Below are 13,840 nucleotides of genomic sequence, written 5' to 3' on the forward strand. Positions count from 1 at the left end.
CCTCCTCCGGAGGGGTGGATGGTGAAATTTATGGAATTTTGGAAGACGGGGTGATCCCAAAATTTTCTATAATAAAATACTCCAGTTCCTTCATGGCTACATATAAATTATTTTTTATGTCAAAGTCGCTGATTCTGAAAACCAAAAGTCCCAAAGACTCAAGATATTCCTGCCTGATTCCATCATACACTTGTTTTTCATCATGACTGGAACCGTCAATCTCACCAATTAATCCTAAAGTTTTTACATAGAAATCTACAATATAGTTTCCGATGATTCTTTGTCTGTCAAAATCAATGTGGTGAAATGTTCCGGCCCGAACTTTTTTCCAGAAAATGACCTCACTTAAAATACGTGCTTTTCGTTTTTCTTTCAACAATAGTATCAGATGGGGATTAAAGGGCAGGTTTTCTACGAAGTTCCTTTGGATGGGAACGCCTTGGATGTGGGTTAAGATTTCTTTCATTGTTTGTGTATTTGTTTTTTACCACCCCGTCTTCTCCTTTTAGTCGAATCCACCCCTCCAAAAGAGGGGAATGATATTCGTCGCAGAACAGATGGTTTTCAAAAATAAAAAAACCTTACTAATTTCAGTAAGGTTTGTATGCTGTAAGCTTAGAATTTACGTTAAAACATCATCATTTTTTTCTTCATGGTCATCTTCATTATCGCTGGTGCTCCAGTAGTTGTTTTCTTCATCCTCAGATCCTATTTCTTCCATGTCGTCATCATCTTCAGTGCCGGGAATATCCAGGCCCTTATCTATTTTGTCATCGTCTTCTTCATTGAGGATGGGATTTCCGTCACCGTCGAGCGGAATATGTTTTTCCTTGTTGAATATATCTTCATTAGGATTATAATCCATCTCTTCAAGCTTTCTGTTTTGTTCGTTGGTATTGTTTTCTGGTGTCATAATATTAAGTGTTTAAGGTTTATCAATAAGAACAAAAATAATTCCAAGATGCTAAGAACTCACCGAATATACCTCAGGATTGGCACAATAAGGTATTTTTTCACCTTTAGAGAAAGCGATAATATTCTCAGCAGCGATTCTGGCCATTCCTGTTCTTGCTTCCATGGTCGCAGAACCAATGTGGGGCAATACACATACATTTGAAAGCTCTAACAAAGGACTTTCTTTAGACATCGGTTCAGGGTTGGTAACATCCAAACCGGCTCCCCAAATCTTTTTTGAAACCAAGGCTTCATAGAGGTCTTTTTCATTTTGGAAACCCCCTCTTGCCGTATTGATGAAAATAGCATTCTCCTTCATTTTTTCGAAAACAGGACCATTGAAAAGATCTTTCTGATCAGGAGTAAAACTGGCATGAATACTTAATACATCAGATTGCGCAATTAATTCGTCAAAAGAAACATAGGTAGCATTCAATTCTTTTTCTGCTTCGTCATTTGGATGACGGTTATGGTAAATGATGTTCATATCAAAAGCTTTTTGGGACTTTTTAGCCATTTCAAAACCTATTCTTCCCAATCCCAATACTCCCAATGTTTTGCCATATAATTCCTGTCCTAAAGCGTGCAAAGGATCAAAGTCTCCCCAGTTCCCGTCTTTTACTTTCTGAAAGTTATAACTCGCTCTTCTGGCCACCGACTGCATTAAAAGAAAAGCGACATCAGAAGTGGCTTTACTGAGTACATCAGGTGTATTTCCTACGGGAATATTTCTACGGTTGGCTTCGTGAATATCTACATGATCAAAACCAACGGAATATAAGGCAATGGTCTTTATATTGGGACACTGAACAAAAAAATCTTTGTCATATTTAAATTCTCCGCCCACGCTTAAAATAGCATCGTGATTCTGACAATAGATCAGCCATTCTTCGTGAGAAAGGTTTTCATGTTCGGGAATAAAAACTTCCAGCCCCGCATCTTTCAGCATATTGATTCCAGTTTCAGGAATTCTTCTGTTTACAAATACTTTCATGTTTTATTTTGATTTAATTTCGTGTTTTTAAAATTTCAAATAAAAAACCCCACCAGGTTAAAAGTGAGGTTATTTAACTTTAGTATTAAAATTACTGAGGTTTATCTTTGTTTTTGTCTCAGGCATCTGAAGCCATCTCCGAGTTACTTCCCAAACATCTTTTTCTGATTTTTCCGCATGCGACATCAATCGGTTTTAGATTGCATTCAATTACTATTCCGAACCCGTCTTAACGTTTATTAAAATAGAGAAAATTCAATTTTTAACCATAAAAGTGACAAGCTTTTTCGACACTTAAGTTACTTTTAAGTTGAATATATTGCATATAGAAGAAGTACACCTAAGTTTCGACGAAAATATTTGATTTTCTTCTTAGGTGTTCTTGCTATTTTCAGAATGGTAAAACTTTTAAAACTAAAATGCTCTAAAGTGTTAAATACGCAAAGGCTTTTGTGCTTTTTGCGGTGAGATAAGCATCCACAAGCAAAAACAACAACAAAATCTCTTAAACCAATTTCAATTCCCAGGGAAATCTCAAAATTCCCCTCCTCCGGAGGGGTGGCGAAAATTCAAAGAATTTTTGACGGGGTGGTTTAAAAAAGTTAAACATCAACCACAAAAGCTTTTCAACACATTTTCTGGTCAAAACCTTATCACCTCTAATGGTTCGTATCCCCCAACATCGGAACAAATTTATAAGCCCCGAATTCCTCTTTTTCAAATTGGGTAGGAGCCGTTTTGGTAAACCGGTATAAAATCTGCTCATCGGTTGGTCCTAATGGAATAACCATTTTTCCTCCAATATTCAGTTGTTTCAATAATTCTGTTGGCAAAACGGAAGCGCCACAGGTGACAATAATCTTATCAAAAGGCGCAAACGTGGGAAGTCCGGCAAAACCGTCTCCAAAGCTCTGAAATTTTGGACTTAAATGCAGTTCACGGAATTTCTTCTTTGAAAAATCAAACAGGTCTTTTTGTCTTTCCACCGTATATACCAAAGCCTTCATCGCAATCAATACAGCCGTCTGATAGCCGCATCCGGTTCCTATTTCAAGTACTTTTTCACCAGGTCTTATCTGAAGCAGCTCAGACTGTTCGGCCACCGTTGACGGATGGGAAATGGTCTGGTGTGATAAAATAGGAAATGCCCGGTCTTCGTAGGCAAAATCCTCAAAAATGCTTTCGATGAAAAGGTGTCTCGGAACTTCACTCATTGCCGAAAGTACATTTTCATCTGAGATCCCGATCTTATGTCTTAAATATTCAACCAGGATTTTTCTTTTTCCTTTATGTACAAACGAATCATGCATCATTAGTAAGATAGTAGTTATTAGGTTACGGGTAGTAGTTTCTACAAAAGTAAAAAAACTATCAATACTTATCAACCAAAAAGCAACAACGTCTTTCCTAATACCTAAAATTCTTATCTTTACCAAAATTAAAAAATCTATGTTAAAAGCAGGTTTGGTAGGTGCCGGACATCTGGGAAAGATCCACTTAAGACTTCTTAACCAGTCAGATAAGTACGAGCTGGTAGGTTTCCACGATAAAGATATTGAAAACGGAAAAAAAATAGAAGCTGAATTCGGATATCAATATTTTGAAAATTTTGATGAACTTCTTGAGCAGATCGATATGCTGGATATTGTGACGCCTACAGTATATCACTATGATTATGCTTTAAAAGCGATTGAAAAAAAGCTTCATTTTTTCATAGAAAAGCCAGTGACCCAAACCCTTGAACAGGCAGAAGAGATTCTTCAAAAATGTCAGGAAAACGGTATCAAAGCGCAGGTAGGACATGTGGAAAGATATAATCCAGCTTTTATTGCGACGAAGGAATACATTCAAAATCCAATGTTCATAGAGATTCACAGACTGGCAGAATTCAACCCAAGAGGGACTGATGTTTCTGTGGTTCTTGATCTTATGATCCATGATCTGGATATTTTATTGAGCATGGCTAAATCTAAGGTTAAAAATATTCATGCAAGCGGTGTTTGTGTGGTGAGTAAAACTCCGGATATCGCGAATGCAAGAATAGAGTTTGAAAACGGCTGTGTAGCCAATCTTACGACTTCCAGAATTTCTATGAAAGCCATGAGAAAAAGTCGTTTTTTCCAGACGGACGCTTATATCTCAGTAGATTTTCTAGAGAAAAAAGCAGAAGTAATCCGAATGAAGGATGCTCCTGAAAACCCTACTCCATTCGACATGATCATTGAAAATGCTGACGGAGAAAAAAACCAGATTTTATTTGAATATCCGGACATTCAGCCTAATAATGCCATCCTTGACGAATTGAATTCTTTTGCAGACGCCATCACTGACGGCAAAAATGTAGAAGTTTCTCTTGCAGACGGGACTGAAGCTTTAAAGGTAGCTCTGGAAATTGTAAAACTCATTTCTTAATTATTCTCAACCTCAGTTTTCTTTTTAATGGATAAAAGGGATCTGTTTTAATGGCCATTTTATGAAAAAAATAGGACTTTTCTTTTTTCTGGTTTCATCATTCACATTCGCTCAGAAATCAGCTTTGGAGCAAAAAATAAACGCTATTACTGAGGGTAAAAAAGCGACCGTTGGTGTTTCCGTTCTGGGCTTTGAAAATAATTTTAAATACCATAAAAACGGCGATAAGCCACTTCCTACGTTAAGTGTATTCAAGTTTCATATTGCCTGTGCAGTTTTGGATCTTGTGGATAAAGGGAAACTTTCGCTGGACCAGAATATTTTCTTTAAAAAGGAGGATATGCTGCCAAATACGTGGTCACCCATCGGCAAAAAGTATCCGGAAGGAAATGTTTCAATTCCTCTGGAGGAAGTGCTGGATTATACTGTTGCCCAAAGCGACAACAATGGTTGTGATATGCTGCTGAAAATTATCGGAGGAACGAAGACAGTTCAGAATTTCATGGATTCTAAAGGGGTAAAAGGCTTCCAGATCAAACGCAATGAAGATGATATGCACAAAAACTGGAAAACTCAATATGACAATTACAGTACACCCAACTCTGCAGTTCTGGTCCTGAAAAAATTCTATGACGGGAAATTACTTTCCAAAAAATCTACGGATTATCTGATGAAGATCATGATCGGAACCACTACGGGTACCAATAAAATTGTTGAACAACTTCCTAAAAACACACCAGTAGCTCATAAAACCGGGTCTTCAGGAAAGTATGACAACGGTCTTACGGTAGCTGAAAATGATATGGGAATCATTACTCTTCCCAATGGAAAACATTACGCAATTGCCATATTTGTAAGCAATTCCACCGAGACAGATGCCGTGAACTGCAAAGTGGTTTCTGATATTTCAAAGGCCGTATGGGACGATTTTAATAAGTAAAATATTAAGCTTATTTTTAAAGCAGAGAAATTGATACAATATCATTTCTCAGACCCATAAATCATTGATATGAAAAAGGCATTAGTAACGATAAGTCTGTTCTGCTCTGTATTCTTTTTTTCCCAGAAGAATATGAGCTACCTACAAATCAGCTATGGAAGCATCTGTTGTGGAACCCCCTCAACAAAACCTGTAACGGATTATCTGAAAAAGTTTGAGAAAAGGAATCGGATTAAATCTTTTGAAGTTTTAAGACATGGCGGACTTGGAAGAGAGGGCGAATTTAATTTATACATCGGAACAGACAGACTGGGCAAAAAACAGAAGATGGCTTTTGTAAAAGGTCTTGAATCTGCTGTAGCTTTACAAAATAAAAACAGAAAGAAAGACAGCGATGGCACTGTAAGTTTCGATTCTTCAGTGATCGTTGGTCAATCTGATCTTACGAACATTAAAAATTTAACTATCTATAAATAAAAGAAAAAAATGATCAAAAACATTGTAGTAATTGGAGCTGGGACCATGGGGAACGGTATTGCGCATACTTTTGCACAAAGCGGATTCAAAGTAAATCTGGTAGATGTATCTCAAGACGCACTGGACCGAGGCCTGAAAACGATTACAACTAACCTTGACAGAATCATTGCAAAGGGAAACCTTACTGAAGAGCAGAAAGCTGAAACATTAGGAAATATCAGCACTTTTACTGAGCTTAAGGAGGCCGCAGGATCTGCAGACCTTATTGTAGAAGCCGCTACTGAAAATCAGGATCTGAAGCTGAAAATTTTCGGACAGATGGATGAACTGGCACCTGCCAACTGTATTCTGGCAACCAATACTTCTTCTATCTCTATTACAAAGATCGCAGCGGCTACAAAACGTGCTGACAAAGTGATCGGAATGCATTTTATGAACCCGGTTCCTATCATGAAACTGGTAGAGATCATCAAAGGCTATTCTACTTCTAAGGAAACTTTCGATGCCATTTATGACATGAGTAAGACTTTAGGTAAAGTTCCTGTGGAAGTGAATGACTATCCTGGTTTTGTGGCCAACAGAATTCTTATGCCGATGATCAACGAGTCTATCGAAACACTTTATAACGGAGTGGCTGGTGTAGAAGAAATTGATACGGTGATGAAGCTTGGTATGGCACATCCGATGGGGCCGCTTCAACTGGCAGATTTTATCGGTCTGGATATCTGTCTTGCCATTCTTAATGTAATGTATGACGGCTTCAAAAATCCTAAATATGCTCCGAACCCACTTCTTGTGAACATGGTAATGGCTGGAAAACTAGGCGTAAAGTCAGGGGAAGGTTTTTATGATTATTCAGAAAGTAAAAAAGCTGAAAAAGTTTCAAAAATGTTTTTGAAATAATTTTAAGTCAATAATTTTATTTATCTTTGATCAAAGTTAAAATATTTAAAAAAATGAAATTACCAAAGTTTTTATTAGCAGACAATTCGGAATTTCCTGAAGATTTATTCGTAGTTCACACAGAATATCCAAGATTCATCTTAAACGTTGAAGAAGAAGAAGTTGAGTGGTTAGATGATTTAGAAGGTGACGATGAAGAAACTATGGCAGACGAAGCTACAAAAGTGGTAGAGGCTGCGTTCAAATGGTGTGATGAAGAGTTGGCTAAGTACGACGAAGAAGAGGAAGAATAATAACGACCTAAACATAAAAAAAGGAACTCAAATTGAGTTCCTTTTTTATTTTATTCCGCTTTGTTGAATTTCAACAGCAGAAGATTGTCTTTATACAATTCTAAGGTAGTTCCGGAAATTACATATTTATTGGCTTTCCCTACCATATCCATAAAGTTTTGCTCAACACTCATATTGTTGCACATCATTTTGGTAGATCCCATCTGTCCTGCAGAGAAATCACCTGTAGAAGGATCTATTTTAGCGGTTCCGAAATAGTTGTTGCACCCTCCGTTTCCATTGATCTTTTCGCCCTCAATATTCAGGGTTGGAACTTTGCCTTTCACATTGTCTGCCAACGTCCATTTTGTATTCGCCAGTGATGGCTGTGCTTTTCCTACTTTAGAGGCAGAAGCACTGGACATTGTACCGCACGACGCCAGAATAGCCGCCGCACCTATACTTAAAAAAAGATTTTTCATTTTTTTCTTTTTGAATTACTCAAATTTAAGGAAATTATATTATTTAAACGGGCTGCAGAGGATTTTATTACTTTTTAAGAATTCTATTTTCCAATTATTTTTAATCATAAATCTTTTATATTCTGTAAATCATATTCTTTATTTTAAGAATAAAACTAAATTGATTTCAGATCATAAAATCATGGAGTGAACACCGGATCATTGAATATTTTGGATAAAATAAACTCTTCTGATGACTGATGACTGAACATTTTTACCCGAATCATTGAAAATCATTATCTGAGAAACCTCTCCATAATCTGTGGTGAAAAACAAAAAAAACGGGCTATAAAGCCCGTTTCAATACTATATCTGTTCTCTATTAAGATCTTAACTCTGCGTTGTATTCTTTTTGGAATGCTTTGATCAGAGAATCCATTACTTCAGAAATTTCTTTCTCTTCCAATGTTTTTTCTTCATTCAGAAGTTCAAAACTCATAGCATAAGACTTCTTCCCTTCCGGAAGGTTTTTGCCTTCGTACACATCGAATAAATTGATGTCTTTGATGAATGGAGATTTATTCTTCTTAGCGGTCTGATAAAGATCCTGATAGTTAATATTTTTATCGATCAATAAAGCAAGGTCTCTCCGGATCTTGTTGAATTTTGGAATATCCTTAAATTTCAGTGCATTTCCAGAACGTAACTGCTGCGCCAATTCAAGTTCGATCTCTGCATAGAAACATTCCTGATCGATATCAAAATCTTTCAGTAATACCGGAGATACTTTACCAATTCTCACTAAAGTTTTCCCATCTGCTTCATACGCTAAAGAATCAGAGAATCTATCGTCTGCTAAAGCCACTTCTTTATAATCTACCCCAAGTCTTTCCAATAAAAACTTTACGTAGGCCTTAAGATTGTAGAAACTTACCGCAGATTTAGGCTGTAACCAGTTTTCAGCAACATCTCTACCTGTTACCAGAATCGCCAATTGCTTTCTTTCTTCGTATTTATCTTTTTTATGGTAGATTTTTCCAAATTCAAAGAACTTGATATCCTGGTTCTTTCTGTTGATGTTGTAGACCGCATTTTGAAGAAGTCCTTCCAATAAAGACTTTCTCATGAATGCAAGATCTCCACTTAAAGGGTTCAGTAATTTCACTGCATCGGTTTCGTCTTTTACAGAAGTCAGTGAGTTGTTCATCACTTCATTGAATCCAATACTCTGTAAGGTTCTTGCCCAGTTGTTTTCCAGTTCATCCTGATCGTTAGCGCTCAGTTTTACAGGGGTAAATGAAATTTTCTGCGGAGCATCGATCTTGTTGTATCCGTAGATTCTTAAGATTTCTTCAATAACATCAATTTCTCTTGTTACATCAGCTCTGTAAGCCGGAACAGAGATTTCAAGCCCGTTCTGGATCTCGTTTAAAACCTGGATTTCAAGAGCTTTCAAGATCTCTTTTACTTTTTCTCTGTGGATCTTTGTTCCTAAAATCTGCTCAATTTTTGAGAATCTGATGATCACATAATTGTCTTCGATTTTCTTAGGATATTCTTCCAAAAGATCTCCCACCAATTTTCCTCCTGCAATTTCCTGGATCAGTTTAATCGCACGCGTGATGGCTGTTCTGGTAATATTAGGATCCACTCCTCTTTCGAATCTGAAAGAAGCGTCTGTATTTAAATTATGAAGTTTAGCTCCTTTTCTTACCGCTACCGGATTAAAATAAGCACTTTCTAAAAAGATGGTTTTTGTTTCATTGGACACTCCTGACTGCGCCCCTCCGAAAACACCGGCAATACATAGCGGATGATCCTTTCCGTCTTTGATCATGACTTCAGAACCGTTTAAAGTTCTTTCAACACCATCCAACGTTGTGAATTTTGTTCCTTTTTTTACAGTTCCCACTTTCACTTTACTGTCAGCAATCTTATCTGCATCAAATGCATGAAGCGGCTGCCCGTAACCGTGAAGAATATAATTTGTAATATCGACAATATTATTGATAGGACTTAAGCCTATCGCCTTTAATCTGTCTTTTAACCAAGAAGGAGATTCTGCTACCTTCACCTCTTCAATTACCGCTCCGATATATCTTGGACATAACTCAGCATTTTCAACTTCCAAAGTGAAATTGTGTGAACCTTCACTATTTAAAGCTTCTGAAGACACTTTTTCAAATGTTGATTTCTGTTGATTGGTTGAAAGGAATGCATGAAGATCTCTTGCCACTCCATAATGAGACATTGCGTCTGTTCTGTTGGGCGTAAGACCGATTTCCAACACTTCATCGTTGGTGAGCTCAAAATAATCAGCAAAGTTTTTTCCCACTTCATATTTGGTTTCATCCAAAACCATAATTCCGCCGTGGTCCTCACTAAGGCCAAGTTCATCTTCTGCACAGATCATTCCCTGCGAAACCTCACTTCTGATTTTAGCTTCTTTGATTTCAAAAAAGTTTCCGGTTTTGTCATAGATTTTAGTTCCGACTACAGCTACAGGAACGGTTTGCCCTGCTTCTACGTTGGGAGCTCCGCAAACAATATTCAATATTTTTCCGTTACCTACGTCAACTGTTGTTTTCTTTAATTTGTCTGCATTCGGATGTTTTTCGCAGGTCAATACTTTTCCTACTACAATACCTTCCAGGCTGCCTTTTACACTTTCAAATTTTTCTATCCCTTCAACTTCAAGACCTATATCTGTAAGGAATTCCCCGATTCTCTCCGTTTTCAGTTCCGTTTTGATAAAGTCTTTCAGCCAGTTGTTTGATATTTTCATTTGCTATATTTTGAAAAATTTATTGAATTTCCGTACCCATTTTCCTGTACGGTTTTTCCCGTACAAATGTCGTGTTTTTTTGAGAAACAGCGAAATTTAGGAATGACTTTAAAACAAATAGTTTTATTATTTTACGACAGTTCTCAGAATCTATCGTATTACAGAAAACAGATAAAATGAAATATTAGATTTTAAATCTGCTATGAATAGACCTGTAAGAAGCTCATTTGATTATTTAAAATAAAAAAGAGGTCTTGAAAAATCAAAACCTCTTTTATGTATTTGTCAAATATTACAATCCGATAACCGGCATTGATAACATCAGTATATTTTCGCTGTCTTCAAGACCGTCAAGAGGTTCAATGATCCCCGGTCTGTTGGGTTGTGACATTTTCATAGTGATATCGTCAGAACCTAAAATCGTAAGCATTTCAGTTAAAAATTTAGAGCTGAAACCGATATTGATATCTTCTCCGTTATAGTCGCAAGGAATCTGCATATCTGCCTTGTTTGCATATTCTGTATCTTCTGCATGAAGGTGAAGAATGTTGGCCGACAATTTAAATCTTACCTGGTTGGTCGATTTATTAGACATGATCGACGCTCTTTTGATGGCTCCTAACAGAAGGTTTCTGTTGATCGTCAGTACATTTGGATTTTCTTTCGGGATTACTGCCGTGTAGTTAGGATATTTTCCGTCAATCAGTCTGCAGATCCAGATATGTTTTCCAAAAGTAAATTTAGCCATGTTCTCGTTGAAGTCGATTCTAACGTCTTCATTGGAACTTGCCAGTATATTTTTGAAAATGTTCAAAGGTTTTTTAGGCATGATGAACTCCATGGGCTCGGCATTCATCAGGTCTGTTCTTTTGTAAACCACCAGTCTGTGGGAGTCTGTAGAAACAAAATTCGTTTCATTTTCTCCAAACTGGAAGAGCACTCCTGTCATTACGGGACGAAGAGAGTCATTGCTGGTTGCAAAAAGAGTGTTGGTCAATGCTTCAGATAAAACTCCGGCAGGCATTGTTACGCTTTGGGAAGCATCGAATTCCGGAAGTTCAAGATAGTCATCAGCATTATCCAGCGCTACAGCGAAATTATCTTTTTCATCTAAAATCTCCAGCTGGCTTCCGGTTCCTTCCGCATTATCCTTCACAACGAACGTAAGAGGCTGTTCACCATAAGTCTTGATAAAATCTTGAAAAATTTTAGCAGGAACGGCAAATTTACCAGAATCGTCAGACTTTACCTCCAGAGAAGTAACGAGCGTAGTCTCGCCATCAGAAGCTGTAATGGTAACGTTATTTCCGTCTAATTCAAAAAGATAGTTTTCTAAAATCGGTCTCGACTGAGAGCTTGATATTACGCCACTTACAGTTTGCAATGCTTTCTGCAGTTCACCACTTGAAATAATAAATTTCATAGATTTAAAAATAAGTTTCTACAAATATAATAAATAGAAACTATAATGAAAAAAATAATCCTAAGGAGTTTTGAACAAATATCATTAACCTGTTTTCAGACTTGACATTATGTTCAGATTTTATCATGATTAATTTTCACATCAAAGATCCGGAATTTGGGTACCATCAAAATACAAATCCTATATTTGCGAAAAAGACTCATGAAAAAACCACTTATCCATAAAAGTTTTCTGCATGCTTTCCAGGGTATTTTCCAGATGGTACTCACGGAGAGAAATTTTCAGATTGAACTTGTGGCTTTTTTCATTAACCTTTTCTTTATTTTCTATTTTAACCTTTCCGGAACAGATACCGCACTCGTTCTCATGGCTTCTGTTGCTGTTTTAAGTGCTGAAATTTTCAATACTGCCATAGAAAGGATATGTGACATCATCCAACCTGATTTTGACAAGAGAATCGGCTTTATTAAAGATATTTCCGCGGGGGCTGTTTTACTCATGGCTGCCGGAGCTGTTGTTGTGGGAATTATTGTGTACTGGAAGTATCTCTTTTAGCATCTACAGAATGTTTTTGTACCGACATTTATATGCTTTATAAAAGGAATTATTTTCCAATATAAATACATCCTTTCTTTCCGGATTTGAAAACAGTTTCTACTCTTTTATAATCATCCACTTCATATTCATCTGCCTGAAGAATTTCCTCTTCTGTCACTTCAAAAAGCATTCCCTCAACCTCATCTTCGCTGTTTCCGGAAAATACTAATATCGGATGGTATTTCTGGCCGCTTTTGCGCAAAACTTCAGGATCTGTAATTTCGACCTTACTCAGTTTATAGCCGGTAAGAATATCTTTTTCACCTTCTAAAAGTCGTCCGAATGTTTCAAGTTGTACCTGCTCTTTCTGCAGGGTTCCGTATGAAAATAAATGCGTCATGATAAGTATTTTTCTATGATGGGTATTATCGTTTCAGCCATTATTCCGTAGCCTTTTTCATTAGGATGAACTCCGTCTGCGGAAAGCAGAATCTCTTTATCCGGGACAATTGCAGCGTAGAAATCAATGTAATGCAAAGAATGTTCAGCTGCTATATTGGTAAGGATTTGGTTATACATCAAAACGTCTCCGTTTACTCGTAATTTCCCTGTGGCCGATTCTACTCCATCCACGTTTCTGGAAAATGGGAGGATGCTTACAAGATAAATATCATTGGAATATTGATTTGCATACTGAACCGCTGTTTTTATATTTTCTTCAAACTGTTCAGGTGCTACGAGGTAACTTCCGTTCTTCTTTGCCAGATCATTGGCTCCGTAACCGATAAAAATAATATTTCCTTCCGCCGAATTCCTGGCTGCCATTTCATAAGGCATCCTTTTCAGTAGTCCTTCTGTGGTTTCACCTCCTATTCCCAGATTAAAAAGGATGGCTTCATTACTTCCTTCATGAAACTTTTGCAGTGCATATCTTTTGAGGATGTCTACCCATCCTCCGAAAACTCCGTCATATTCTCCATAGGTAATGCTGTCGCCAAAGAACAGCCCGTAAATCATTTTTTTCATTTTTAAATAAGATGTTAGATATTAGATATCAGATATCAGATGCTAGATGCTAGATGCTAGATGTTAGATATTAGATGTTAGATGTTAGATATTAGCAATGTTGGGATATAAGTAATACAGTTGATCATCACTCATAATTTATAACTCATCACTCATCATCCGTCTAATATCAATCCAAAATTAAGGTAATATTTTTATGCGATTCTATAATTTCTATTAAAATTTCGAATAAGGTCTGACCATTTCCGGAAATCAATTCATTCATTTTTTGCTGAATCAGTTCTACGTTAAAAGGTTTTCCCTGTCTGATCTTGTTTTCATAAAAATGACGGGTATCTTCCAGACCAAGATCTTCTTTTGATTTTTGGGAATCTTTCCAGGTGATTTGAATTTCATCGCCGCTTTCAAATACTCCAAACCCTCCGTAAAGGATATCATCAAAGCCATCCAGTGTTCCCACTTTCCAGTCTGTATTTTTCATCAATACCAAAGAAACTTCGTCGTAGAAACCTGACAGATCCGAAAAATGACTGCCATTGATTGTAATTAATTTATTTTTATCTGAATTCAACATTGTTCTGAATATATTGCCGAAAGCCCGTTGGGTTATCCTTAAAATTTAATCCCTGTAAATATAAAAAAATGACCGCCATTCA

At 36.9% G+C, this 13,840-nt stretch carries 16 protein-coding genes; 6 read left to right on the forward strand and 10 right to left on the reverse strand.

The genetic code is table 11. The annotated features are described in order from the left end of the window. Positions 1-28: 28 nt before the first annotated feature. The 4 genes from BUC06_RS17260 to BUC06_RS17275 all read right to left on the reverse strand — a co-directional run bounded on the left by BUC06_RS17260 (position 29) and on the right by BUC06_RS17275 (position 3,258). The gene (locus BUC06_RS17260; RefSeq protein ID WP_073335262.1) at positions 29-466 is read right to left on the reverse strand and encodes an endonuclease domain-containing protein; all 438 of its coding nucleotides are present in this window, start codon (positions 464-466) and stop codon (positions 29-31) included. A gap of 156 nt (positions 467-622) precedes the next feature. After that, positions 623-913: a hypothetical protein gene (locus BUC06_RS17265; protein WP_073335263.1), complete on the reverse strand. Its 291-nt coding sequence runs from the start codon at positions 911-913 to the stop codon at positions 623-625. 51 nt (positions 914-964) lie between these two features. Continuing rightward, positions 965-1,948, reverse strand: a complete 984-nt coding sequence (locus tag BUC06_RS17270; protein ID WP_073335264.1) for a 2-hydroxyacid dehydrogenase — start codon at positions 1,946-1,948, stop codon at positions 965-967. Between the two features lie 659 nt (positions 1,949-2,607). Further along, positions 2,608-3,258, reverse strand: a complete 651-nt coding sequence (locus BUC06_RS17275) for a protein-L-isoaspartate(D-aspartate) O-methyltransferase (protein WP_073335355.1) — start codon at positions 3,256-3,258, stop codon at positions 2,608-2,610. Positions 3,259-3,397: 139 nt separating this feature from the next. On the opposite strand from BUC06_RS17275, the gene BUC06_RS17280 reads away from it, so the two are divergent. The 5 genes from BUC06_RS17280 (at position 3,398) to BUC06_RS17300 (ending at position 6,973) form a co-directional block, all read left to right on the forward strand. Continuing rightward, entirely contained in the window at positions 3,398-4,360 is a 963-nt protein-coding gene (locus tag BUC06_RS17280; protein WP_073335265.1) for a Gfo/Idh/MocA family protein, read from the forward strand. A 61-nt stretch (positions 4,361-4,421) separates the two neighbouring features. Next, on the forward strand, positions 4,422-5,300 hold the full coding sequence (bla-A, locus tag BUC06_RS17285; protein ID WP_073335266.1) for a CGA/CIA family class A beta-lactamase: 879 nt from the start codon (positions 4,422-4,424) through the stop codon (positions 5,298-5,300). Between the two features lie 69 nt (positions 5,301-5,369). Next, a complete protein-coding gene (locus BUC06_RS17290) occupies positions 5,370-5,777 on the forward strand; it encodes a hypothetical protein (protein ID WP_073335267.1) in 408 nt (135 codons plus the stop codon). Positions 5,778-5,789: 12 nt separating this feature from the next. After that, positions 5,790-6,680, forward strand: a complete 891-nt coding sequence (locus tag BUC06_RS17295) for a 3-hydroxybutyryl-CoA dehydrogenase (RefSeq protein ID WP_181876129.1) — start codon at positions 5,790-5,792, stop codon at positions 6,678-6,680. 53 nt (positions 6,681-6,733) lie between these two features. Beyond that, positions 6,734-6,973, forward strand: coding sequence for a hypothetical protein (locus BUC06_RS17300; RefSeq protein WP_007845674.1), 240 nt, complete (start codon positions 6,734-6,736; stop codon positions 6,971-6,973). Between the two features lie 50 nt (positions 6,974-7,023). On the opposite strand, the gene BUC06_RS17305 is transcribed toward BUC06_RS17300, so the two are convergent. From BUC06_RS17305 to dnaN, 3 genes are all read right to left on the reverse strand, one after another. Then, positions 7,024-7,434, reverse strand: coding sequence for an META domain-containing protein (locus BUC06_RS17305; RefSeq protein ID WP_073335269.1), 411 nt, complete (start codon positions 7,432-7,434; stop codon positions 7,024-7,026). A 361-nt stretch (positions 7,435-7,795) separates the two neighbouring features. Continuing rightward, the gene (pheT, locus tag BUC06_RS17310) at positions 7,796-10,198 is read right to left on the reverse strand and encodes a phenylalanine--tRNA ligase subunit beta (protein WP_073335270.1); all 2,403 of its coding nucleotides are present in this window, start codon (positions 10,196-10,198) and stop codon (positions 7,796-7,798) included. 292 nt (positions 10,199-10,490) lie between these two features. Beyond that, positions 10,491-11,621 (reverse strand): DNA polymerase III subunit beta, encoded by a 1,131-nt coding sequence (gene dnaN / locus BUC06_RS17315; RefSeq protein ID WP_073335271.1) that lies wholly within the window; start codon positions 11,619-11,621, stop codon positions 10,491-10,493. A 201-nt stretch (positions 11,622-11,822) separates the two neighbouring features. On the opposite strand from dnaN, the gene BUC06_RS17320 reads away from it, so the two are divergent. Further along, the gene (locus tag BUC06_RS17320; protein ID WP_073335272.1) at positions 11,823-12,176 is read left to right on the forward strand and encodes a diacylglycerol kinase family protein; all 354 of its coding nucleotides are present in this window, start codon (positions 11,823-11,825) and stop codon (positions 12,174-12,176) included. Between the two features lie 49 nt (positions 12,177-12,225). Here BUC06_RS17320 and BUC06_RS17325 read toward each other — a convergent pair whose 3' ends face one another. The 3 genes from BUC06_RS17325 to BUC06_RS17335 form a co-directional block, all read right to left on the reverse strand. Then, a complete protein-coding gene (locus BUC06_RS17325) occupies positions 12,226-12,558 on the reverse strand; it encodes a gamma-glutamylcyclotransferase family protein (RefSeq protein ID WP_073335273.1) in 333 nt (110 codons plus the stop codon). After that, positions 12,555-13,184: an SGNH/GDSL hydrolase family protein gene (locus tag BUC06_RS17330; protein ID WP_083564113.1), complete on the reverse strand. Its 630-nt coding sequence runs from the start codon at positions 13,182-13,184 to the stop codon at positions 12,555-12,557. The genes BUC06_RS17325 and BUC06_RS17330 overlap by 4 nt, the downstream gene beginning before the upstream one ends. 169 nt (positions 13,185-13,353) lie before the next feature. Then, complete coding sequence (locus tag BUC06_RS17335) at positions 13,354-13,758, reverse strand: barstar family protein (protein WP_073335274.1); 405 nt, start codon at positions 13,756-13,758, stop codon at positions 13,354-13,356. Positions 13,759-13,840 lie beyond the last annotated feature (82 nt).

It is taken from the genome of Chryseobacterium carnipullorum (assembly GCF_900142785.1).
In the GTDB taxonomy this organism is placed as follows: Bacteria; Bacteroidota; Bacteroidia; order Flavobacteriales; family Weeksellaceae; genus Chryseobacterium; species Chryseobacterium carnipullorum.

Coding starts and splice junctions, on each gene's coding strand:
- BUC06_RS17260 (WP_073335262.1), bottom strand. CDS start 466: ATGAAAGAAATCTTAACCCACATCCAAGGCGTTCCCATCCAAAGGAAC.
- BUC06_RS17265 (WP_073335263.1), bottom strand. CDS start 913: ATGACACCAGAAAACAATACCAACGAACAAAACAGAAAGCTTGAAGAG.
- BUC06_RS17270 (WP_073335264.1), bottom strand. CDS start 1,948: ATGAAAGTATTTGTAAACAGAAGAATTCCTGAAACTGGAATCAATATG.
- BUC06_RS17275 (WP_073335355.1), bottom strand. CDS start 3,258: ATGCATGATTCGTTTGTACATAAAGGAAAAAGAAAAATCCTGGTTGAA.
- BUC06_RS17280 (WP_073335265.1), top strand. CDS start 3,398: ATGTTAAAAGCAGGTTTGGTAGGTGCCGGACATCTGGGAAAGATCCAC.
- bla-A (WP_073335266.1), top strand. CDS start 4,422: ATGAAAAAAATAGGACTTTTCTTTTTTCTGGTTTCATCATTCACATTC.
- BUC06_RS17290 (WP_073335267.1), top strand. CDS start 5,370: ATGAAAAAGGCATTAGTAACGATAAGTCTGTTCTGCTCTGTATTCTTT.
- BUC06_RS17300 (WP_007845674.1), top strand. CDS start 6,734: ATGAAATTACCAAAGTTTTTATTAGCAGACAATTCGGAATTTCCTGAA.
- BUC06_RS17305 (WP_073335269.1), bottom strand. CDS start 7,434: ATGAAAAATCTTTTTTTAAGTATAGGTGCGGCGGCTATTCTGGCGTCG.
- pheT (WP_073335270.1), bottom strand. CDS start 10,198: ATGAAAATATCAAACAACTGGCTGAAAGACTTTATCAAAACGGAACTG.
- dnaN (WP_073335271.1), bottom strand. CDS start 11,621: ATGAAATTTATTATTTCAAGTGGTGAACTGCAGAAAGCATTGCAAACT.
- BUC06_RS17320 (WP_073335272.1), top strand. CDS start 11,823: ATGAAAAAACCACTTATCCATAAAAGTTTTCTGCATGCTTTCCAGGGT.
- BUC06_RS17325 (WP_073335273.1), bottom strand. CDS start 12,558: ATGACGCATTTATTTTCATACGGAACCCTGCAGAAAGAGCAGGTACAA.
- BUC06_RS17330 (WP_083564113.1), bottom strand. CDS start 13,184: ATGAAAAAAATGATTTACGGGCTGTTCTTTGGCGACAGCATTACCTAT.
- BUC06_RS17335 (WP_073335274.1), bottom strand. CDS start 13,758: ATGTTGAATTCAGATAAAAATAAATTAATTACAATCAATGGCAGTCAT.